We start from the raw sequence: 22,108 nt of genomic DNA on the forward strand, positions 1-22,108 counted from the left end.
CCGAGGTCAAGCGTGAGAAGGGGCGCGTTGGCAGGATCGGGAACCGTGACGCGCGGCGACAGCAGCGTCGTAAAATACCTAGCATAAACAGATTTGACGATTTTCGAATCGAAGATAAAAAATAACAAGTAAGCAGTTGAACAAAAATAAAATCGCGTCATCCTGCCGCATTATGCTGTTGCTCTGCTACAACTTGTTTTGCCACTGTCGATTTATGACAGACTATGACACTTCGGCTATCTGAGTGGTTGGTACAACGCCCGGACAACAACCGGGGCTGACCATGAGCCGATCTCGCTTTACTCTCGCCGTTGTAGCAACGACGCTTTCCGTGCCAGCTTTCGCTGCCGATCTGCCCTCCAGAAAAGCAGCTCCTGTTGACTACGTCCGGATCTGCAAGATCGGAGACAAGTTTGCCGGGTTTGTCATTCCCGGCTCCGACACTTGCCTCGCGGTTGGCGGACGCGTGCGGTTCGACGCCTTTTACAATGAGCGTTTCTGGGCCTCGCCGACCAATCGCGGTTTCCAGCAGGCGACCCAGCGTTTCAGGGCGCGTGGCTACCTCACGCTCGACGCCCAGACGCCGACCGAGATCGGCGTGGTCCGAACCGCCATCCGCATGTACATCCAGCAAACCACCGGTGGCGCGACGGCTTCGGGTACCGGCGCCGACGGGGCCTATCTCGATTACGCGTTCATTCAGGCTGCGGGCTTCACCGCCGGCCGCTACTTCAACTCGTTCTACGACTTCGCCTACGCCAGTGGCATCAGCCAGAACTCCTATATCGGTGGCGCATCGAACGGCCGCGGTTCGGATACGACCAACGGCGCGATTACGCCGCCGGCCGTCGCCTACACCGCCAAGTTCGGCGACTTCGCCGCGACCATCGCTCTGGAGGACAGCTACTTCCGCCAGAGCGGCGTGTTCCTGTCGCCGGGCGCGCCCACCGTTACTCCCGCCGCGAATGGCGGCACCACTGTGCCGGACCTGGTCGGGCGCATCGAATATGGCGCCGGGTGGGGCGTCGTCGCGCTCACCGGCGCCGCGCACCAGATCCGGCCCAACGCATCCACGCCGGAGGTCGACAGCGAGTACGGCTACGCCGGCCAGCTTGGCGTGAAGGTGAACCTCCCCTTCCTGGCGGCGGGCGACAACATCGTCGCGCAGGTCGCCTACTCGCGGGGCGCGAATGCCTACACCGGCACGGCCACGAATGCGGAGTTCAGCGAGAGCGTGCAGGCGGGAAGCCGCAGGCTGAACACGGCTGACGCCACCGTTGTCGGCGACAGCCTGAAGCTGACACAGGTGTGGCAGGGCTATGCCGGGCTCCAGCATTTCTGGACGCCGACGATCAACTCGACGCTGTATGGGACCTACGCCCAGATCAACCAGTTCGGAAACACCCGAGATGCGGGCATTGCCACGGGCGCCCTGCGCGTCTCCTGGTTCCCCATCAAGAAAACGGAAGTCGGCATCGAGGCCGTGTACACGACCTACACGGACACCCCGGCTGGCTTCATCCGCAACAGCCCGAACGACAACAAGAGCGACTGGCAAGGCCGCATCAGGTTCCAGCGGGACTTCTAGGCGGCGTTCGCAGACGACGGGACGCCGGTGGCGGACCCACGCATGGGGCGCGCCGGCGGCGCGCCCCTGAGCGGTTTGAACGTGCTTCAGCCCTTTCTCACCGGGAGCGACCGGCATCTGCATGCCAATTGTCCGGCGACGTTCGGCAAAGCCTGCAGATCACCTTTGCTTTGCCAGATCCGATCCGCCCGGCAACACTGCCGCGATGGACGCCATCACCTTCCTAGACGACGGTCCCTCCGACGCTCCCGCCACGCTGCTCCTGGCGCACGGCGCGGGTGGCGCGATGGATTCGGCAGGCATGCAATCCATGACCGAGGCGCTCGCCGGGGCCGGGCTCCGGGTCCTGCGTTTCGAGTTCGCCTACATGGCCGCCCGGCGCACCGGCGCGCGCAAGCCGCCGCCCAGGGCCGAGATCGTCATTCCGGAGTACCGGGCCGCCGTCGCCGCCGCGCGTGAACGGCTCGGCTCGGGGCGCCTCGTCATCGGGGGCAAATCCATGGGTGGCCGCGTGGCGTCGATGGTGGCCGACGAACTCCTCGAATCCGGCGAGGTGTCCGGGCTGCTCTGCCTCGGCTACCCCTTCCATCCGCCGGGTCAGCCGGAGAAGACGCGCACGGCCCACCTCGCCACGCTGCGATGCCCGGCGCTGATCGTCCAGGGAACGCGCGATCCCTTCGGCGCCCAGGAGGAGGTGACGGGATACACGCTGTCCCGGTCTATCGAACTGCTCTGGATGCCGGACGGCGACCACGACCTCACCCCGCGCAAAAGTGTCTCGGGATTCTCCGCCGCCGATCATCGGGCGTCCATGGCGGCAGGTGTTCGGATGTGGATCGAAGGGCTGGTCCGGTAAGCGGCGACGCTCGCGTCGGGTGACCTCTCGCACCCTTGCCACGATGATCATAATTGATCAGTTTTCCCGGCTTGACGCGTTTGGGTGAGGGTGAAACTGTCTGTTTCAGTCGGCCTGATCCCTAGTTGTCAGCAATGATCTCTGAAGAACGTGATTTCCTGATCATTTCGATGCTCGATGAGCAAGGGGTCGTGTCTCTGCAGGCGCTCGCACACGCCTGTCCGGACGTCTCATCGGTGACGCTGCGCCGGGATCTCGCGAGGCTCGAGCGGGCGGGCCGGCTCCGGCGAACCCGAGGCGGTGCGATCCGGGTGGAACCGCGGGATGCCTCGTCCACCGCCGAGCGGACTCTCGCGGCGTTACCTGCTCGCCCCGACGCACTGATTCTTCCCCCACTGTCGGGAAGCTGGGCCCAGACGCTCCGGCAGCAGGCCGTGCGAAGCCGTGTGCCGTTTCTCGCCGAGTCCGCCCCGCAGGCAGGCGGCCTCTATCTCGGCCCCGACAACTGGTCGCGCTCGCGCGAGCTTGGCCGGCACGGCGGCCGCGAGGTCGCCGGCGTTTCCGAAGCCGCCGAGATCCTGCTCATCTCGCTCGACGAACTGACCAACGCCACCGACCGGATGAACGGGTTCCTGGCCGGGTTTCGAGAGACCTTTCCAGGGCAGGTGACGGCGCACCAGGTGCAGGGCCGCGGCTTCCTGAAGGACGTGGTCCGCCAGGCACGGGACGCGTTCAGGACGCACCCGGGCATCAATGTGGTCTTCGGCGTGAACGACCACACGGTCCTCGGCGCGCTCGAGATGGCCGAGCGGCTGGGCCGCGACGTGCTGGCCTACTCGGTCGGCGGCGAGGGCGATGCGCTGTTCGACACATTGGCGAGCGGTGGACCGCTGCGCGCGACGCTCGCCCTGTTTCCCGAGGTGGTCGGCCGGGTCGCCATCGACACGGTCTGCCGGTGTTTCGCCGGCGAGGCGATCGGAGAGGCAGTGATCACCCCGGCGGAGGTGCTCACACCGGAAACGCTACCGGACTTCTACCGCCGCGAGGCGGACCGCTGGCGTCTCGACCCCGCCGTGCTGGACCGCATGGCAGCGCCGCACGCCTATTCCGGCCCGCCGCCGGGGGACAGGACGGTCAGCTTCGTCCTGCACTTCCCGTCTCACGACTGGTACCGCAAGCTCGCCGCGGCAATGCGCGAGCGCTGCGCCAGTCTCGGGTTGCGCTTCGAGGCCCGTAACGCCGGCGATCAGGTTGCCGACCAGATTCGCGAGAACCGCCGGCTCATTGCCGCTGGCGTGGCGGCGGACATCGCCCCGCACGAGACCATCCTGCTCGATGGCGGAGAGGCGTCGCGCTTCCTGGCCGAGGCGCTTGCGGCAGAGCCCCGCGACCTCACCGTGGTGACCAACAGCCTCGTCGTGCTGGAGACGCTCGCCGATGCGGCACCCATTAAGGTGCTGCTGACCGGGGGCGAGTTCCAGCCGGCCACCCGCAGCCTCGTCGGCCCGAGCGTCGGAGCGCTGCTGGAGACGATGCGGGTCGACCGCAGCTTTGTGTCGCCGGATGGTGTCTCGCCGGTTTTCGGCCTGTCTTTCCAGGACGAGCGCGCGGCCCTCGTCTGCCGCCGGTTCGCCCTGGCGGCCCGGCAGGTGGTCGTTCTCGCCGACCACAGTGTGCTCGGCTTCGAGGCGCATGTTCAGGCCATCCGCCCGAACCAGTTCCATGCCGTCTACACCGATGCGGGGACGCTTTCCTCGCACCGTCTGGATCTCGCCGCCGCCGGCGTTCGGGTGGTCGTCGCCGACGACGAGGAAGAGGAGGGGCTGGCCGAGGACTTGCGCCAGCCCATGCGCAAAGCAGTCTGAACGGCAAAAAGGGGAGGAAAACATGACAAAGAGGACAAAACGCGTGTCCATCTGGCTCGCGGGCCTCGCATCCGGGACGATGCTGGCCAGCACGGCATTCGCCGAGCAGGTCGTGCTTCGCTTCTGGGACAACCAGCAGACGGAGTCCGGTCTCAGCGAGTATCAGAAGGAGGCCGTGAAGCGGTTCGAGGCGGAAAACCCGAACATCAAGGTGGAAGTCACCACCATTCCCTATCCGGAGTACCAGCAGCGCCTGCTCACGGCAGTGCAGGGCGCCAACGGACCGGACGTCTCGACCGTCGACCAAATCTGGAACGCGGCTTTCGCCGAGGCCGGCGCGATCGCCAAGCTCGACGATCTCGTCAAGGCCGGCACGGTGAAGGCAGACGCCTTCTTCCCCGGCGCCTGGGAGTCGGCGAACTACAAGGGCGCGCTCTGGGGCGTCCCCTTCAACGTCGACGTCTGGTTCTTCGCCTTCCAGAACAAGGCTTTGTTCAAGGAAGCCGGCATCGACCCGGCGACCGTCACCACCTGGGAGGCCCTCAAGGAGGCCGCGCCCAAGCTGACCGACAAGGCCAAGGGCCGCTTCGCCATCGGCCTCACCGGCAACAAGAGCGAGTACCCGGTCGTCATGACCAACTCGTTCATCTACTCGAATGGTGGATCGGTGCTCGACGCGTCGGGCAAGTGCGCGCTGACCCAGCCGGCCGCCATCGAGGCGCTGAACTTCTACAAGGACATGACCGCCTACGCCCCGGCGGGCATCCTGAACGCCGGCAACGAGCCCCTGCGTGAGCTGTTCCTCAACGGCACGCTCGCCATGGAGCTGTGGCCGGCGCTGGAGCAGCCCACGCTGCAGAAGTCCAAGGTCGACTGGGACTTCGTCGCCGGCTTCGCGCCCAAGGGCAAGAAGGCCGTCGGCACGTTCGGCGGCTGGAACCTCGTCGTCTACGAAAACTCCAAGCACAAGGATGCCGCCATCAAGTTCGTGCAGTTCATGACGCGGCCGGACGTGAACGCGGCTGTCGTGGACCTGATCCCGGCCAATGTCGAGGCGGCAAAGGGCTTCCTGCAGAAGAGCCGTTCGCGGCCGGACGTGATCCTGGAGCACCTCAACAACGCCAGGCCGCGGCCGCTCTCGACGCGCTACCTCGAAGTGTCCGAGGCGCAGCAGAACATGGTGCAGAAGATCCTGTCGGGAACGGCCGTCGAGGCCGCCGCGAAGGAAGCCTGCGCCACGATCGACGCGCTGAAGTGATCCCGGCCGGGGCAGCCCTCCCGTGGGGCTGCCCCGCCCGCTAGGGCAGGTTTTGGAGCTCGAGGAATGATCCAGCGCAGGATTGCGCGACACCGCGCCGGAGAGCGCCTGATGGCCTACGGCTTCATGGCGCCGGCGGCCGTGCTCGTGGCGGTCCTGATGTACTGGCCGATGATCGGCACGTTCCGGGAGAGCCTGTTCACCAGCTCCTTCATCAATCCGAACCCGAAATTCGTCGGCTTCGAAACCTACGGCCGGATCTTCGCCGACCCGTCCTTCTGGCAGGTCGTCCGCAACTCGATCGCATGGACCTTCGGGGTCGTCCTCCTTCAGAACGCCGGCGGGTTCCTGATCGCGCTTCTCCTCGACCAGCGGCTGCCGGGGCAGGGCGTCCTGCGCTCGCTCGTGCTTCTGCCCTGGGTTCTGCCGGGGGTTGTAGCGGCCATCCTGTGGCGGTTCATGTTCGACCCGCAACTCGGGCTGATCAATTCGCTTCTGGTGCGCACGGGATTGTCGGAGCACGGCGCCGGCTGGCTCGCCGACCCCGGCACCGCAATGCCGGCCGTCGTCTTCGCCGCATTCTGGAAGGGCTTTCCATTCTCGACGGTGGTCTTCCTGGCCGCGCTGCAGTCAGTGGATGCCGAGCAGATCGAGGCGGCCAAGATCGACGGCGCCGGCCCGCTGCGCCGCCTCATCGACATCGTCATTCCCGCCATGTGGCCGGTCATTGTCGTCAACGTCCTGCTGACGACCATCCTGACCTTCAACTACTTCGACATGATCTGGGTGCTCACGCGCGGTGGTCCGCTGAACGCGACTGCCATTTTCCCGACCCGGATCTTCGAGCTCGGCTTCGGCCAGTTCCGCTTTGGCGACGCGGCCGCTTACGGGTCGATCGCGGTGCTCGTCCTTGTCGTCTTCGTCGCGCTGCTGCTGCTGCTGCAGCGCCGCGCCTCCAGGGCGGGGTGAGACCATGCCCATGGCCCGCCGCTCCCGCGGCCGCATCCTCATGCACCTGCTGCAGATCGCCGTCGCCGCGCTGGTGCTGCTGCCGTTCTTCTGGATGTTCAGCGTCTCGCTGAAGCCGGGCGACGAGCCTTTCGCGACGCCGGCCACGCTGTGGCCCGATCGGCCGACGCTCGAAAACTATGCCCTGGCGCTTCGTCCGGAGTTCCAGCGCTACTTCCTCAACAGCGTCATCGTCTCCGGGCTGACCGTGCTCATCACGGTGCCTCTCGCGCTGCTCGCCGCCTACAGCCTGACGCGATACCAGTTCCGGATCCTGACGGTGTTCCTGGGAGCCGTGATCCTCGCCCAGTTCTTCCCGGCGGGGGCGATGATCATTCCCATCTACAAGATGGTAAAGGCGGCGAACCTGCTCGACACCTACGCCTCGCTCGTCATCGCCTACATCACCGTCACGCTCCCCGTCGCGATCTGGATGCTGCGCGGATTCCTGCTCGGCGTGCCTCGCACGCTGGAGGAATCGGCTGCCATCGACGGCGCCAAGCCGCTGCGGGCCTTCTTCGACATCGTACTCCCGCTGTGCAGGCCCGGGATCGTTGCCACGACGGTGTTCGTGCTGATCGTTACCTGGCAGGAGTTCCTGTTTGCGCTGTCCTTCACGTCAACGAAGGAGATGCGGACGCTGCCGGTCGGCATGAACGACTACATCGGTCAGTACGGCATCCGGTACGGCGAGTTGATGGCGAGCTCCGTCCTCGTCTCGCTGCCGGTGATCGTCGTCTTCTTCTTCCTGCAACGCCAGTTCGTCGCCGGCATCACGGCCGGCGCGGTCAAGGGCTGAGCCCCGGAGTTTCGCATGCCAGACTCCCTGGTCCTCCTGGAACGCGTCGACGAGGCCATCGCCGTCGTCACGCTGAACCGTCCGGACAAGCTGAATGCGCTCTCGACACCGCTGCTGGCAGAACTTGACGCGACCCTCGCGGCGCTCGCCGGTGACGACACGGTGCGCGCCGTGATCCTGACCGGCGCGGGGGAGAAAGCCTTCGCGGCCGGTGCGGACATTGCCGGGTATCGCGGCCGCAACGAGGCGGCGTTCATGGCCTTCCAGATGGAAGGGCGGCGGATCAACGATCGGCTGGAGGCCCTGCCCAAGCCGACCATTGCCGCCATCAACGGATACGCGCTCGGTGGAGGGCTGGAAATCGCCCTGTGCTGTGATGTGCTGGTCGTGTCCACCTCCGCCCGTCTCGGCCTTCCCGAGGGGTTGCTGGGCCTTTCTCCGGGGGGAGGAGGCACGCAGCGCCTGATGCGCTCCATCGGCCGCCACCTCACGGCCGACCTGCTGCTGACCGGAGGACGCCTGAAGGGCGAACGCGCCTACCAGATCGGGCTCGCGGCGGAGTTGTGCGAGCCGGGCGCCCTCAGGGAGACAGCGCTCGCCAAGGCGAGGGCCATGCTGAAGCTCGGGCCGCTCGCGATGGCCGAGATGAAGCGGCTTTTACGCATCGGGCAGGACGCGGCGCTGCCCACGGCCCTCGCCCTGGAGCAGGAGGTGCTGTTCCGCCTCTACTGCTCGGCCGACGGGCAGGAGGGGATCGAAGCGTTCCTCGACAAGCGCAATCCGGAATTCAGGGGGTCATGATGGGTGAGCTGACAGGCCGCGCGGCACTCGTCACGGGAGCGGCGATGGGCATCGGGCGCTCCAGCGCGCTGGCCCTGGCGCGGGAAGGCGCGAGTGTCACCGTAGCCGACCTCGACGCGGAAGCGGGCCGCGAGGCCGTGGCGGAGATCGAGGCCGCGGGAGGCCGGGCCGTGTTCGTCCAGACGGACGTCCGCGAACTCGCGCAGGTGACGGCGGCCGTGGATGCAACGTTGGCCTCCTTCGGGCGCATCGACATTCTCGTCAACAATGCCGCACGCGCCATCGGCGGCGTCGTGGATGCAATCGACGAGGACACCTGGGAAGAGGTGATTTCCACCAACCTCACCAGTGTCTGGCGGGGCATGCGCGCGGCCGTGCCCCACATGCGACGGCAGGGGGGCGGCTCCGTCGTGAATTTGAGCTCGGTCCAGAGCCTGCGGGGCTTTCATGGCTGGGCCGCCTACGCGGCCGCCAAGGGCGGGATCAACGCCCTGACGCAGCAGGCGGCCGTCGATCTTGCGCCGGCCGGGATCCGGGTCAACGCCATCGCGCCCGGCACAATCATGACGCCGCTCAACGAGAAGGTGTTCCGCGAGTCGCCCGATCCCGACGAACTGATCGCGCGCTGGAACGCCGCCCATGCGCTGGGCCGCTTCGGCCAGCCTTCGGAAGTTGCAGATGCTGTCGTCTTCCTGGCGAGCGACCGGTCGTCCTTCATCACCGGGGAGGTGCTGCGGGTGGATGGCGGCCTCACCATCAAGGGGGATTGATCATGGCCTCGGTCACCCTGAGGTCCGTCTCGAAGCGCTGGGGCAGCGTGGTTGGGGTCGAGTCCTTCTCCATCGACATCGCCGATGGCGAGTTCATCGTGTTCCTCGGTCCGTCCGGCTGCGGGAAGACGACGACCATGCGCATGATCGCGGGTCTCGAGGACCCGACGGACGGGGAGATCTTCATCGGCGAACGTATGGTCAACGACCTGTCGCCCGGCGACCGCGACCTCGCCATGGTGTTCCAGAACTACGGTCTCTACCCCCACATGACGGTGGCCGAGAACATCGGCTACCCCCTGAAGGTCCGCAGGATCGCGCCGGACGAGCGGACCCGCCGCGTGCGGGAAGCGGCCGGACGCGTCGAGCTGGAGACCTACCTGGACCGCAAGCCGGCGGCGCTCTCGGGCGGCCAGCGGCAGCGCGTGGCGCTGGCCCGCGCCATCGTGCGCACGCCACAGCTCTTCCTGATGGACGAGCCGCTGTCCAACCTCGACGCGAAGCTGCGCGTCTCGATGCGCGCCCAGCTGAAGCACCTTCAGCGCGAACTCGGGACCACCACCATCTACGTCACCCACGACCAGGTCGAGGCGATGACGCTCGCCGACCGCGTCGTGGTGCTGTCGCAGGGCAAGGCGCAGCAGGTCGGCACGCCGCTCGACATCTACCAGCGTCCCCAGAACACGTTCGTCGCAGGCTTCCTGGGCAGCCCGCCCATGAACCTCATTCCCTGCGAGGCGAGCTCCGGCACCCTGCAGAATCCGGCCTTTTCACTCGATGTCCCGGTCTCTGCCTCCGGGCGTGTGACGCTGGGCCAGCGGCCGGAGGATCTGCGGATCGAGGCCCCGGAGAAGGCCGACATCAGGGCCGAGGTCTTCACCGCCGAGTTGCTCGGCGACGCCACCCTGGTCACCGTGAAGGTCGGCAACGACTTCGTCGTCGTGAAGGCGGACAAGGACTGTCCGGCCCGCATGGGCGACACGGTGGGGATCAGCTTCCGCCGCGAGGCGCTGCACCTCTTCGGTCCGGGCGGCGAGCGGTTGCCCGGGATCCCGGCCATGGGGAGGGCGGCATGACGGCGCCTCGCTTTCCCGCGGCCGGGGCGCCGCTCCTCGATCTGTCCCGCGCTGCAGTCTTCTTCGACGGGCAGTATTCGACCCCGCGCATCCATCATCCCGAAGGGGTCGCCGTGGCGCCGGACGGATCGGTGTGGTGCGGCAATGCCGATGGAGACGTGCTCCGCATTGCGCCCGACGGTTCCGGCGTCGAGAAGGTGGCGTCCACCGAAGGCTTCGTCCTCGGCCTCGCCTTCGACGGGCCCGACACCCTCTACGTCTGCGAGCAGCGAAATGCCGCCGTTCTGCGGGTCGACATCCCGACGGGCCGCCTGACACGGCTAGAGACGGAGGGCGCAATCCGGATCCCGAACTACCCTGTCGTGGATCCCGCACGCCGGGTTCTCTATGTCAGCGACAGCATCGGCTTCGGCGAGCAGGGGCCCGGCGTCTGGCGCTTCGATCTCGCGTCCGGCCGCGGACGGCTCTGGTGCCGGGATCCGATGGATTTCGCGAACGGCATGGCGCTGTCGCCAGCGGGCGACGCCTTGTTCGTCGTGGAGACGTTTGGCCGGCGCGTCAGCCGGATCTCCATTGGTGCCGACGGCGAGGCTGCCGGACGGACCAGCGCGGCCACGGACCTGCCGGGGCTGCCGGACGGCATCGCCGTCGACGGGCAGGGTGTGCTGCACGTGTCCTGTTACGAGCCTTCGCGCGTTCTCAGGATTACGGCCGAAGGCAAGGCCGTGGTGCTGATCGAGGATCCGCACGCGACGCTGTTGTGCCATCCCACCAACATCGCCTTCGACGGGTCCGTGCTCTACGCCGCCAATCTCGGCCGCTGGCACATCACGCGGATCGAGACGGACACGCATGCCGAACCGCTCGCCGGCAGGCTCGGCCGGGAGAAGCACGCATGAGCACGATCCGCCTGCGTGGCATGACGTGGGACCACCCGCGCGGCTTCGACCCGCTCGACAAGGGTGCACCCGGCTTTGCCGCCGCGCATCCCGGCATCGAGGTGAGCTGGACCCGGCGCAGCCTGCGGGACTTCGGCGTCCAGCCGGTGGAGGATCTCGCCCGAAACTTCGACCTGATCGTCGTCGACCATCCGTTCTGCGGCCGCGCAGAGGCGACCGGCTGCCTCCTGAACCTGGAGCCCCTGCTCGGCGAGGCCTTCTTAGCGATGCTGGAAAAGCAGAGCGTGGGACCCTCCACCCGGTCCTACCGCTTCGGACGCGGGGTTTGGGCGCTGCCCACCGACTCAGCGGCGCAGGTTGCGAGCTACCGGCCCGACCTCTTGGCCAGTCTCGGCCGTGAAGGCCCGCCGCGAACGTTCGGAGACATTTTGCAACTCGGACGCGACGCCAGGAGGCGAGGGCTCTTTCTCGCCATGCCGGCCTGCCAGAGCGACGCGGCCTGCCTCGTCGCGACCATGAGCGCCAACATGGGGACGCCGATCAGGCCGGACACGCCGTTCCTCCTGCCGGAGGATGTGTTCGAAGCCGTGCTCGACCGCCTGCGGGAGATCCTGGCGCTCGCCCATCCCGCATCGACCGGCTGGAACCCCATCAAGACCTACGACGCGATGAGTACGGGCGACGACATCGTCTACGTGCCCTTCGCCTTCGGCTATTCCAACTATTCACGCCTCGGCGTGGCAAAGCCGATCCGGTTCACCACCATCGCTGGCCCGGGGCCGGATCCGGCGGCCGGCGCGATTCTGGGGGGAGCGGGCTGCGCGATCTCCTCGTCCTGCGCGAACGTCGAGGCCGCGGTCGCCTATCTCCGCCATGTACACACGCCGGGACACCAGGCCGGCGACTACTTCGCCTTCGGCGGCCAGCCCGGGCTGCGCGCGGCCTGGACCAGTGCCGAGGTGGACAGGCAAGCGGGCGGGTTCTTCTCCGGAACCCTGGAGACCCTCGACAAGGCCTGGTTGCGCCCCCGCTTCGACGGCTTCATCCATGCCTTCGAGCACATGGGAGACCTCGTCCATCGCTTCCTCGCCGGGGATGGCAAGGCCTCCTCCGTGATCCAGGACGCCAACGACACCTACGCGCGCGCTGTCGAACGCGCCTCACTGAAACGAGCGGACCCATCGCCATGACCAAGGCCCTGCAAGACGTCACCGTCCTGGACTTCAGCCACCTCCTCCAGGGCCCCTTCGCGACCCAGCTCCTCGGCGACATGGGCGCCAACGTCATCAAGGTGGAGCGTCCCGGCCAGGGTGACCTGTTCCGGACGATGACGTTCAAGAACCGCTGGGTGGGCGGGACGGAGAGCCCGAATTTTCTGGCCTGGAACCGCAACAAGCGCTCGCTTGCCGTCGACCTGAAGGCGCCGGAGGCGAAGGAGATCCTCTACGAGATCGGGCGCAAGGCCGACGTCGTCGTGCAGAACTTCCGTCCGGGCGTGCTGGCCAAGCTCGGCTTCGGCTACGAGGACTTCAAGGCCATCAATCCGCGGGTCATCTACTGCTCGGGGTCCGGCTATGGCGACAGCGGGCCGTACCTGTCCCGGCCGGGGCAGGACATGCTCATCCAGGGCCTGACCGGCCTCGCCGCGGCCACCGGGCGGGCCGACGGGCCGCCGGTTCCCGTCGGCGCCGGCTTCGCCGACCAGGTCGGCGCGATGAACATGGTCTACGCCATCCTCTCCTCCCTCTACTGGCGCGAGCGCTCCGGGTTGGGGCAGGAGATCAAGATCGACCTGATGTCCGGCCTCCTGCAGCACCAGAACCAGGAGATGGTCTGGGTGATGAACTTCAACGAGAACTTCGCCCGCCCGAACTCGGGCATAGGCCATCCCGGCATGGACGCACCCTTTGGCGTCTACCCCACGAAGGATGGCTGGGTGACGATCGCGATGAGCCCCTTCAAGAAGCTGGTGGGCGTGCTCGGCGAGCCCGAACTGCTGGAGTACGACAGCCCCGAGATCCTTTTCTCAAAGCGTGACGAGGTGTGGGAGAAGATCGCGGCCGAGACGCGCAAGTGGATCAGGAAGGACCTCCTGGACGCCATGCTGGCAGTCGACATCTGGTGCGGCGAGGTGAAGTCCCATCTCGAGGTCCCGGAGGACGAGCAGGTTCGCCACCGCGGCGTCATCACGTCCTACGAGCACCCGAAGGCCGGGACCGTGAAGGTGGTCGGACCCGTCGTCCAGCTCAGCGAGACGCCTCCGGCCATCGAACGGGCTGCTCCCCTCGTCGGGCAGCACTCGGCCGAGATCCTCGCCGAGTTCGGCTTTGCTCCGGACCGGATCGAGGACTTTGAAGGCCGCGGCGTAATCGGAGTGGCGAAGGACTGAGGCGTGGTCCCACCAGGAGACGCCACTGTGGCGTAGCGTCCGTCCCAAGCCGGGGGGCAGCGGTTCTGATCTAGTCTGAGGCCATCAAGGCCTGGTCGCGAGGACCGATCGTGCGATCACGCCCGGCTGGCCACGTAGTGTCGCAGGGCGTCGTTGATGCGCTCCTGCCAGCCCGGACCGTCCTCCTGGAAATGCGCGAGCAAATCGCTGTCGAGCTTGATCGACACCTGCTCTTTCGAAACGGGGATCGCGCGCTTGGCTTCGCGCACGGGATCGGGCGCTGGCGGGGAAGCCGGCTTGAAGACGGCTTCTGCAATCGAAAGGGGATCGGTCGGCCGGCGGCGAATGGGTGGGTTTGCCATGCGGGTCTCTCCAGGGAAGCGGGCCACCGATACAGCCCGGCCGTGCATCCGGGAATGCTACAGCGCCCTGACCGGACGAACAAACAATCAGCATTGACTCATGAATTAGTCGAAGCTAATCTATTTGCATGCTCGATCCCGTCGACACCGTCATGCAGGCCCTGGCCGTTCCCACCCGCCGCGCGGTGCTGGAGCGCATCATCGGCTCGGGTGAGATCACCGTCGTCGAGCTGACCCGCGGCAGTGGGGTCACGCAGGGCGCCATTTCCCAGCATTTGAAAGCGCTGAGGCAGGCAGGTCTCGTTGCGGAGCGGCCCGTGGGGCGCAATGTCTACTACCGCGCACGGCCGGAAGGGCTGGAGCCTTTGGTGGACTGGATGAGCCACTACGGCGCGTTCTGGCGCGAGCGCTTCGCCGATCTCAGCACTCTCCTGAAGGACATCGATCCATGAGCGAAGCCGCAACTGCCACGCGGGAGATCGTGGTCGAGGAGACGTTCCCGCACCGGCCGGAGACGATCTGGCAGGCCTTGACCACGGGCGACCTCATTGGCCGCTGGTTCATGGCGCCCACCGGGTTCGCGCCCGTGCCGGGAACGCGCTTCACCTTCCAGACCAAGGCTGGAGGCGCCTGGGACGGTGTCATCCATTGCGAGGTCCTGGAGGCTGTTCCCCACGAGCGGCTCGTCTACAGCTGGCGCGGTGGGCACCCCGACAACACTGGCTATGGCGCGCCCCTGGACACCACCGTCAGCTGGACCCTGACCCCGACGGCGGAGGGGACGCGCATTCGCCTCGTCCATGCCGGCTTCGTCGTGCCGCGCAACCAGTCGGCGCTCGAGACCATGGGCAACGGCTGGAAGAAGGTCGTGCCGGCCCTGGGCAACGCTGTCGCGGGGCAGGACTGACGGCGCGCCCCCGGCGCAAGTCGTCCGGACGCCCCGTTGGGCGCTCGGCGAAGGTCAATCAGACTGAGGAGACTGCCATGAGCGACCCCTTCACCGGCGGCTGTTCCTGCCGCGCCGTGCGCTACGAGATCACGGCCGAGCCAATCTTCATGAATCACTGCCAATGCCGCGACTGTCAGCGGGTGAGCGGCACCGGGCACGGCTCCTACCTCACCTTCCCTTCACGCGCGCAGGTGACGGTGACGGGCGAAGCGAAGCGGCGGGAGATCGTCGCCGACAGCGGCGGCGTAAAGAGCCACGCCTTCTGCCCCGCGTGCGGCTCGCCCGTGTTCCTGACCTTTGCCGCCATGCCCGACCTGTTCACGATCCATGCCGCGAGCCTCGACGACCCGGCCCGCTTCGCGCCGCAGGTTGTGACCTACGCGTCGCGTGGGCACGCCTGGGATTACCTCGACCCCAGTCTCCCCCGCTTCGAGACGATGCCCAACGCCTGAACCCGCGCAACATCGGTTTGACGTCGCGATCAGGTCCGACCGGCGGGAGATGAGCATCGTCCAGGCTCAGGCCTCGGCTGCAACCGCCGACAGGGCGTCCAACCCGGGGCCGGCGGTCGGCACCGGCACGTGGAACACCTCGCCGATTACCTGCGTCCAGCCGAAGATGAAGTAGGTCCAGCCATCGACGATGGTGAGCGCCCGGGCTGCCGCCTGGGCGCGCGCCTGAGCGAGAAAGACGAGATCTCCGCGGTAGTTCAGCTCCCAGACGATCCCGTGTTCAGGAAACCTTGCGCCATCGGTGAGAGGCGAGCCGGGAGCGTCCTTGCCCAGCCCGGTAGCGTTCACGACCACCGAGCCCGGCTTCAGGCCCGAGACGATGGTGTCGTTCTCCGCGGCGGACCGGACGAGGTGGTAGTCGACGGGCACCGTCGCACTCATCTCCTCGTGCACGCGCCTGATCTCGGCCAGCCGCGGTGCATTTACGTCCGCCACGATGATGCGCGACGGGCGGTCGGCCGAACGCCGGGGCTGCATGAGGTGCCACGTCATTGCGATGGCGGAGCCCCCGGCGCCGAGCACGAGGAATTCCGCGCCGGTGCACGCGAAGTGGCCGTCGGGGAGGAAGCCATCGAGGGCCAGGCCGGACGTGATCGGGTCCTTGGCATGGCAGACGAGACGGCCCCCCTGCTTGGAGATGCAACTCGTCTCCTCCATCAGCGCTGCCAGCGGGTCAACCTCGTCGAAAAGATCCCGGCAGGCCTTGAACAGGTCGATCTTGTGGGTCGTGACCAGTGCGCCGAGCGACAGGGGATCGCTGGCGATGAACTCGACCGCGCCGCGGTACGAAGCCGGGTCTGCGTGCAGCGGGAAGTCGATCCCCCTGATCTCGGCGTCGCCTATGCCCAGACGCTCCGCCCAGCGGGGGAAGACACGCATGATGGAGCTCTTCGTCGTCGTCACCCCGATGAAGTAGAGGGTTGGCCGGGTGGCCGGAGTGTAGGACGTCACGAGACCTGCCTTCATGTTTGAGGGTGAAGTTCGGCCTCAGCCGCGCTTGGCGAGGATTGCCTCCACCAACTCCGGCGGTCGCTGGCGGTAGCTGCGGTTTTCGACCGCCATCCAGCCGGACTTGCCGTCGTCCACAATGCGGCTTCGCATTCCGCCGGCCGTCTCGATGATGGTGTAGTCCTGCCCGGAATCGGCGGGGTAGGCGAAAGTCATCACGAGTTCGCCGGGGCCGGTATTGACCGACCGGTGGATCCAGTAGGGCGGGACGTAGCACATGGTCCGCGGCCCGATCTCGACCAGGCGGATCTCCCCCGCCGGCGATTCCAGCAGCATGAGCCCGGTGCCGCTTTCACCGTAGTACATCTCCGGACGGTTCGGGTTGGCGTGGATGTGGCCGCGGGTCATGAAGAACTCCCGGCCCACCTTGCCGGGGAGCATGCGCGTAACGCCAATGATCATGTCGCCAGGATCACTGGACGGCTTGTAGTCCGTCACCTCGTAGACGACCGTGTCACCGAGTGCGCCGAGTGCCCTCTGGTAGGCGTCTCCGTCCTCGTACAGCCCGTCCAGGTCCTTGAGTGTCTTGACGTAGCGGTTTGTCGCTCCACGCAGCTTACCGTTCTGCACGTCCACGACGCAGATGCCGGGCTCACGCATCATGCTGCTTCCTCCCCTGAAAGACGCAACCAGGATAGCTCCCACATGTAGTTATGCTACATAATTCTCGCAGCAGAGACTTGGCAGCCGCTCCGATGTGAATGCATCTCACGTTTGCAGCGCAGCATCGCATCTTGTGCGACGCAATATTCTCACATCGGTGCGATGATTGCACAAATTTAGAATTTGCAGAGGTTGACTGCCGGTTATGCCTGTTCTTACGCTACACCACCCGTTGCACACACCCTCCAAGATGGAACGGGAAGGAGGATCGCCATGAAGCTGAAGATCGCGGGGCTGCTCGTTGCGACGGCGCTGGCCGCTGGGACCGTCGGATCTGCCCAGGCGGCCGACTGCAAGGTCGGCGTCGCCATGTACACGCTCAACGCCCCCTATTTCGCCGCGCAGGTCGCTGCCGCAGCGGACCAGGCCAAGAAGGCTGGCTGCGAGGTGTCGACGTCGGACGGTCAGAACGACATGGGCAAGCAGATCTCCGACGTGGAGGACATGCTGTCCAAGGGCATCAACCTGTTGATCCTCAACCCCCGTGACCCCGAGGGCCTCGTCAGCACCGCCAACGCCGCGACGGCCAAGGGCGTCAAGGTCGTGGTGATGGATTCCAGCATCAACACCAAGGCCAACGTCGTCACACAGGTGCGCTCGTCGAACGACCAGAACGGCTATCTCGTCGGCCAGTGGCTCGCCAAGACGATGCAGGGCAAGCCGATGAAGATCATCCTGCTCTCCGGCGACAAGGGCAACGAAGTCGGCCGTGACCGCCGTCTCGGCGTGTTCAAGGGCGTGGTGGAAGGTCAGCTCACCAACGAAGGCAAGTCCGGCTTCACGGTTGTCGGTCAGGGCTGGGGCGGCTGGGCCGACGAGGGTGGCCTGAAGGCCATGGAAGACCTCATCACCGCTCATCCCGATGCCAACGTCGTCCTCGGCGAGAACGACTCGATGGTCCTCGGCGCGATGAAGGCGCTGAAGGCGGCCGGCAAGTCTGACATGCTCGTGCTCGCCGCGGCCGACGGCCAGAAGGAGGCGCTCGCCGCCATCAAGGAAGGCAAGTACGGCGCGACGGGCCTCAACGATCCCGACCTCGTCGCACGCACCGCCGTCGATGTCGGCCTCAAGGCCCTCAACGGCACGCTGCCGGGCGACTTCCCCAAGCTGTACCTGACGACGCCCGCGGTCATCACCAAGGAAAACGTTGAGCAGTACTACAAGCCCAACGCGGTTTTCTGAGGCAGTATTCCGGTCCAGCCGGCAGTGAAGGTGACGGCGGCGAACCCGCCGTCACCCTTTCCCTCGAGAACAGACGGACATGACCGATCTCGTCAGACTGACCGCGATCACCAAGTCCTTCGGGGGCGTCCAGGCGCTCAAGGGGGCGGACTTCACGGTCGGTCCCGGCGAGGTGCATGCGCTGCTGGGCGAGAACGGCGCCGGCAAGTCGACCCTGATGCGCATTCTCGGCGGCGAGATGGAGCCGACCAGCGGCGAGATCGAGATCGGCGGGGAGAAGGTGGTCTTCCGCGATCCGCGTGACGCCCGCGCCCTCGGTATCGCGGTCATCCATCAGGAACTGGCGCTGGCTCCCGATCTGACCGTGGCCGAAAATATCTTCCTCGGCGAGTTGCCCCCGGTGATCTCGTGGGGCTCGCTCAACCGGCGCGCCGCCGATCTCATCCGGCGCCTCGGCTTCTCCATCGACCCCGCGCAGACCGTCGGGCGTCTCGCGGTCGCGCACCAGCAGGTTGTCGAGATCGCCAAGGCCCTGTCGCGCGACGTCAAGATCATCGTGTTCGACGAGCCCACGGCCGTGCTCTCGGCCCAGGACGCGGAGCGCCTGCACACGATCATCGGCTCGCTCCGTGCACAGGGCGTGGGCATCGTCTACATCTCACACCGGCTCGAGGAGGTCTTCAAGATCGCCGACCGGATCACAGTCATGAAGGACGGGCTGGGCGTCGGCACGGTGCCGGCGTCCGGCGTCACCATTGACCAGGTCATCCGCATGATGGTCGGCCGTTCGCTCGACGCGATGTTCCCCGACCGCGCCGAACGGACGATCGGTGCCGAGCGTCTCAGCCTGCAGTCGGCCTCGGCGGGTCGCATGGTGAAGAACGTCTCGCTCAGCGTCAGGGCAGGGGAGATCGTGGGGCTGGGCGGCCTTGTCGGCTCCGGCCGGACCGAGGTGGCCCGGCTGATCTTCGGTGCGGACAGGCTGGCGAGCGGGTCCGTCGTGCTCGACGGCAAGCCCCTGAGGCTGCGTTCGCCTCGCGATGCCGTGAAGGCCGGCATCGGCCTTCTGCCGGAAGATCGCAAGCAGCAGGGCGTCATCCTCGACAAGCCGATCCGCGTGAACGCCACGATGGCACGCCTCACCTCGGTGGTGAACGCCCTCGGCTTCCTGCGCACGGGTGCGGAACGCCGCCTCGTCTCCGATCTCGGCAAGAGCCTGCGCTTGAAGGCCTCCAGCATCGAGGCACCCGTGTCGAGCCTGTCCGGGGGCAACCAGCAGAAGGTGGCGCTCGCCAAGTGGTTTCATGCCGATGGCGAGGTCATCCTGCTGGACGAGCCGACGCGCGGTGTGGACGTCGGTGCGAAGACCGAGATCTACGCGCTCATCAACCGGCTGGCCGAGGGCGGCAAGGCCGTACTGGTGATCTCGTCCGAGCATCAGGAGCTGTTCGGCCTGTGCGACCGCATCCTCGTCATGGGCGAGGGAGAGATCCGCGGCGAGTTGCTGCCGCCCGACTATTCCGAAGAGAACCTGCTTTCGCTGGCCATGATCCGGCGGACCGAGAGCGCAGAGGCTGTGAGCTGACATGACAATCGCTGCGGAAAACCCGGAACACCGCTCGCGCATCAGCGTGGCGGAGGTCGTCCAGCGGTTCGGCACGCTCGGGATCTTTCTGGTCCTGGTGGTGGTGGCGAGCCTGTGGTCCAGCAGCTTCCTGACCGCCAACAATATCCTCAACGTGCTGAGGCAGGTGGCTTCGGGGGCGGGGATCATGGCGGTCGGCATGCTGTTCGTCATCCTGACGCGCGGCATCGACCTGTCCGTGGGCTCGATCTCGGCGCTCGGTGGCGTCCTGGTCGCCTACTTCATCGCCAACTCCGGATACGGCACCGGGGTGAGCATCGTCCTCGTCCTGCTCTCCGGGGCTGCCTGCGGCCTCGTCACGGGGTTCTTCGTGGCCTATCTGCGGCTGCCGTCCTTCGTGATGTCGCTGGCGATGATGGCCATTGCCCGCGGCCTCTCGCTGATCATTTCGGCCGGCCGGCCCATTCCGCTGGGTGATGGTGGCGCGGCGCTCGACAGTTTCGGGTCCGGCTTCCTGTTCGGGATTCCGCAGCCGGTCATCCTGATGTTCGCGGTGTTCATCGTCGGCGGCGTCATCCTCAAGTTCACGCAGTTCGGCCGCATCATCACGGCCATCGGCTCGAACGAGGAGGCGGTGCGGCTCTCCGGCATTCCCGTCGCGCGCTACGTCATGGCGGTCTACGTGATTTCCGGCGTGCTCGCTGCGGTGGCGGGGATCATCTCGTCGGCCCGGACGGGAGTGGGGTCCGCGCAAGTCGGCGTCGGCGCCGAACTGAACGTCATCGCGGCGGTCGTGATCGGCGGTGCCAGCCTGATGGGAGGCCGCGGCGGCGTCATCAACACGCTGCTCGGCGCGCTCGTGATGGGCATCATCGCCAACATCATGAACCTCGCCGGCGTGCCGGGTTACCACCAGCAGGTCTACATGGGCCTCATCATCCTCGTGGCCATGCTGATCCAGTACTCCACCGGTTCTCTGAAGCACTGAGCGGATCCAGACGATGCCGCGCGACCTGACACTGGCGATCGACGTAGGCACCGGCAGCGCCCGGGCTGCGCTCGTCGACATGTCGGGGCGCATCCTGCACATCGCCAGCCGCGAATACGCCCAGATCGTCCCGGCGTTCGGATGGGCCGAGCAGCGGCCGGACGACTGGTGGAACGGCGTCGCGCACTCCACGCGCGCCGTGCTGGACGCGGTGGACGGCGCCGGCGACCGGATCGCCGCGGTGTGTGCCTGCGGCCAGATGCACGGAACCGTGCTCATCGACGAGGCGGGTGCCCTGACGCGCACGACCGCCCCGCTGTGGAACGACAAGCGCACCGTCCCCCTCGTCGAGGCGTTCGAGCGCGAGAACCCCGCCGCAAGCTACCTCGGCGCGACGGCCAACCCGGCCGCGCCGGCCTGGCCCGGCTTCAAGATGGCATGGATCCGGGAGAACGACCGGCCGGCATGGGACGCCGCCGCCACGGTCCTGATGCCGAAGGACTACGTGAACCTGAGGCTGACGGGCGAGCGGGCGATGGATCCCGGCGATGCCTCTTGCAGCTTTCTCATGGATCCCCGGAGCTTTTCGTGGTCGGCGGACATTGCCGGCCGGCTCGGCCTCGATACCCGGAAGCTCCCGCCCATCCGCAACGGGCTCGACATACTCGGCACAGTGACGGCTGAAGCCGCCCGTGCGACGGGGCTGCCGGAGGGCATCCCTGTCCTGGTAGGCGGGGCCGACTACCCGGTGGCGCTTCTGGGGTCTGGCGCATGCAGCCCCGGTCTCGTCTCCGACGTCACCGGTACCTCGTGCATCCTCACCCTGATCGCCGAAGCGCCGCTGATCGATCCCGAAATCTGCAACGTTGCCACCGTCGAGGGGCACTGGGGCCCGTTCGTCCTGCTGGAAACCGGTGGAGACGCGATGCGGTGGGCCCGCAGGGCCTTCCACGAGCGGGCGCTCGGCTATGAGGAGATCGTCGCCAAGGCAGCCGAGGCTCCGGCCGGGAGCGATGGCCTCTTCTTCCTGCCCTATCTCGCGGGGGAGCGGTTGGGCGAGCACCGCAATGCGCGGGCGCAGTTCTTCGGCCTAGGCGCAGCCCACGGGCTTGCGCACCTCCACCGGTCGGTGATGGAGGGCGTCGCCTTTGCGGCCGCCCGGCACCTCGGCATCATGCAGCGTGCCACAGGTCAGCGGATTGATCGGGTCATCGCCTCCGGCGGAGGCGCGAAGACCGAGCTCTGGCTGCGCATCAAGGCCAGCGTCTATGGGGTTCCCGTTCTTGTTCCGCGCGAGGCGGAGTGCGGCGTAATCGGCTGCGCCGCCATGGCCGCGACGGCGGCTGGCCACTTCGCATCGCTCGAGGATGCCGTGGCTGCGCTCGTGCGACACGAGGCAGAGATCGCGCCCGACCCCGAATGGGTCGACCGCTACGCGCGGATGCAGCCCGTCTTCGACCGTCTCTATCATCATAGCCAGGCCCTCTACGACGATCTCGACAGTATCGCGCAATGAACCGGACGCCCGGCTTTGAAATGGAAAGTGGCTG

General features: G+C 66.8%; 22 protein-coding genes. 19 read left to right on the plus strand and 3 right to left on the minus strand.

The annotated features are described in order from the left end of the window. The first annotated feature begins 283 nt into the window (after positions 1–283). The 12 genes from AC5JCN_RS22855 (at position 284) to AC5JCN_RS22910 (ending at position 13,309) form a co-directional block, all read left to right on the plus strand. Positions 284–1,588 (plus strand): porin, encoded by a 1,305-nt coding sequence (locus AC5JCN_RS22855; protein ID WP_495757393.1) that lies wholly within the window; start codon positions 284–286, stop codon positions 1,586–1,588. A 205-nt stretch (positions 1,589–1,793) separates the two neighbouring features. Then, complete coding sequence (locus AC5JCN_RS22860) at positions 1,794–2,444, plus strand: alpha/beta hydrolase family protein (protein WP_495757394.1); 651 nt, start codon at positions 1,794–1,796, stop codon at positions 2,442–2,444. 134 nt (positions 2,445–2,578) lie between these two features. Further along, on the plus strand, positions 2,579–4,309 hold the full coding sequence (locus AC5JCN_RS22865) for a DeoR family transcriptional regulator (protein ID WP_495757395.1): 1,731 nt from the start codon (positions 2,579–2,581) through the stop codon (positions 4,307–4,309). A gap of 22 nt (positions 4,310–4,331) precedes the next feature. Further along, positions 4,332–5,567 carry an ABC transporter substrate-binding protein gene (locus AC5JCN_RS22870; RefSeq protein WP_495757396.1) on the plus strand — a complete coding sequence of 412 codons (1,236 nt, stop codon included), beginning with the start codon at positions 4,332–4,334 and terminating at the stop codon, positions 5,565–5,567. 66 nt (positions 5,568–5,633) lie between these two features. Beyond that, entirely contained in the window at positions 5,634–6,536 is a 903-nt protein-coding gene (locus AC5JCN_RS22875) for a carbohydrate ABC transporter permease (RefSeq protein WP_495757397.1), read from the plus strand. Between the two features lie 10 nt (positions 6,537–6,546). After that, positions 6,547–7,374 carry a carbohydrate ABC transporter permease gene (locus AC5JCN_RS22880; protein WP_495757398.1) on the plus strand — a complete coding sequence of 276 codons (828 nt, stop codon included), beginning with the start codon at positions 6,547–6,549 and terminating at the stop codon, positions 7,372–7,374. Between the two features lie 15 nt (positions 7,375–7,389). Next, entirely contained in the window at positions 7,390–8,175 is a 786-nt protein-coding gene (locus AC5JCN_RS22885; RefSeq protein ID WP_495757399.1) for an enoyl-CoA hydratase/isomerase family protein, read from the plus strand. Further along, complete coding sequence (locus AC5JCN_RS22890; protein ID WP_495757400.1) at positions 8,175–8,945, plus strand: SDR family NAD(P)-dependent oxidoreductase; 771 nt, start codon at positions 8,175–8,177, stop codon at positions 8,943–8,945. Before AC5JCN_RS22885 ends, AC5JCN_RS22890 begins: the two co-directional genes overlap by 1 nt. Before the next feature lie 2 nt (positions 8,946–8,947). After that, positions 8,948–10,021 carry an ABC transporter ATP-binding protein gene (locus AC5JCN_RS22895; protein ID WP_495757401.1) on the plus strand — a complete coding sequence of 358 codons (1,074 nt, stop codon included), beginning with the start codon at positions 8,948–8,950 and terminating at the stop codon, positions 10,019–10,021. Then, entirely contained in the window at positions 10,018–10,920 is a 903-nt protein-coding gene (locus tag AC5JCN_RS22900; RefSeq protein WP_495757402.1) for an SMP-30/gluconolactonase/LRE family protein, read from the plus strand. Before AC5JCN_RS22895 ends, AC5JCN_RS22900 begins: the two co-directional genes overlap by 4 nt. After that, positions 10,917–12,110 carry an ABC transporter substrate-binding protein gene (locus AC5JCN_RS22905; protein ID WP_495757403.1) on the plus strand — a complete coding sequence of 398 codons (1,194 nt, stop codon included), beginning with the start codon at positions 10,917–10,919 and terminating at the stop codon, positions 12,108–12,110. The genes AC5JCN_RS22900 and AC5JCN_RS22905 overlap by 4 nt, the downstream gene beginning before the upstream one ends. Then, entirely contained in the window at positions 12,107–13,309 is a 1,203-nt protein-coding gene (locus AC5JCN_RS22910; protein WP_495757404.1) for a CaiB/BaiF CoA transferase family protein, read from the plus strand. The genes AC5JCN_RS22905 and AC5JCN_RS22910 overlap by 4 nt, the downstream gene beginning before the upstream one ends. A gap of 116 nt (positions 13,310–13,425) precedes the next feature. Here the strand turns inward: AC5JCN_RS22910 and AC5JCN_RS22915 are convergent, their stop codons facing one another. Next, complete coding sequence (locus AC5JCN_RS22915; protein ID WP_495757405.1) at positions 13,426–13,671, minus strand: BrnA antitoxin family protein; 246 nt, start codon at positions 13,669–13,671, stop codon at positions 13,426–13,428. 128 nt (positions 13,672–13,799) lie between these two features. Between AC5JCN_RS22915 and AC5JCN_RS22920 the strand changes: the two genes are divergently transcribed. The 3 genes from AC5JCN_RS22920 to AC5JCN_RS22930 all read left to right on the plus strand — a co-directional run bounded on the left by AC5JCN_RS22920 (position 13,800) and on the right by AC5JCN_RS22930 (position 15,072). Beyond that, a complete protein-coding gene (locus tag AC5JCN_RS22920; RefSeq protein ID WP_495757406.1) occupies positions 13,800–14,123 on the plus strand; it encodes an ArsR/SmtB family transcription factor in 324 nt (107 codons plus the stop codon). Beyond that, on the plus strand, positions 14,120–14,578 hold the full coding sequence (locus AC5JCN_RS22925) for an SRPBCC family protein (protein ID WP_495757407.1): 459 nt from the start codon (positions 14,120–14,122) through the stop codon (positions 14,576–14,578). The genes AC5JCN_RS22920 and AC5JCN_RS22925 overlap by 4 nt, the downstream gene beginning before the upstream one ends. A gap of 77 nt (positions 14,579–14,655) precedes the next feature. Continuing rightward, the gene (locus tag AC5JCN_RS22930; RefSeq protein ID WP_495757408.1) at positions 14,656–15,072 is read left to right on the plus strand and encodes a GFA family protein; all 417 of its coding nucleotides are present in this window, start codon (positions 14,656–14,658) and stop codon (positions 15,070–15,072) included. A 66-nt stretch (positions 15,073–15,138) separates the two neighbouring features. Here AC5JCN_RS22930 and AC5JCN_RS22935 read toward each other — a convergent pair whose 3' ends face one another. Both AC5JCN_RS22935 and AC5JCN_RS22940 read right to left on the minus strand, forming a co-directional pair. Then, on the minus strand, positions 15,139–16,083 hold the full coding sequence (locus AC5JCN_RS22935) for a shikimate dehydrogenase family protein (RefSeq protein WP_495757409.1): 945 nt from the start codon (positions 16,081–16,083) through the stop codon (positions 15,139–15,141). 36 nt (positions 16,084–16,119) lie between these two features. After that, the gene (locus AC5JCN_RS22940) at positions 16,120–16,743 is read right to left on the minus strand and encodes a glucose-6-phosphate isomerase (protein WP_495757410.1); all 624 of its coding nucleotides are present in this window, start codon (positions 16,741–16,743) and stop codon (positions 16,120–16,122) included. Between the two features lie 273 nt (positions 16,744–17,016). Between AC5JCN_RS22940 and AC5JCN_RS22945 the strand changes: the two genes are divergently transcribed. From AC5JCN_RS22945 to AC5JCN_RS22960, 4 genes are all read left to right on the plus strand, one after another. Beyond that, positions 17,017–17,985: a sugar ABC transporter substrate-binding protein gene (locus tag AC5JCN_RS22945; protein ID WP_495757411.1), complete on the plus strand. Its 969-nt coding sequence runs from the start codon at positions 17,017–17,019 to the stop codon at positions 17,983–17,985. Positions 17,986–18,064: 79 nt separating this feature from the next. Then, on the plus strand, positions 18,065–19,570 hold the full coding sequence (locus AC5JCN_RS22950; RefSeq protein ID WP_495757412.1) for a sugar ABC transporter ATP-binding protein: 1,506 nt from the start codon (positions 18,065–18,067) through the stop codon (positions 19,568–19,570). Position 19,571: 1 nt separating this feature from the next. Further along, positions 19,572–20,558 (plus strand): ABC transporter permease, encoded by a 987-nt coding sequence (locus AC5JCN_RS22955; protein ID WP_495757413.1) that lies wholly within the window; start codon positions 19,572–19,574, stop codon positions 20,556–20,558. A 13-nt stretch (positions 20,559–20,571) separates the two neighbouring features. Then, positions 20,572–22,074 carry a xylulokinase gene (locus tag AC5JCN_RS22960; RefSeq protein WP_495757414.1) on the plus strand — a complete coding sequence of 501 codons (1,503 nt, stop codon included), beginning with the start codon at positions 20,572–20,574 and terminating at the stop codon, positions 22,072–22,074. Positions 22,075–22,108 lie beyond the last annotated feature (34 nt).

The sequence above is a fragment of the Alsobacter sp. genome, from assembly GCF_059501845.1.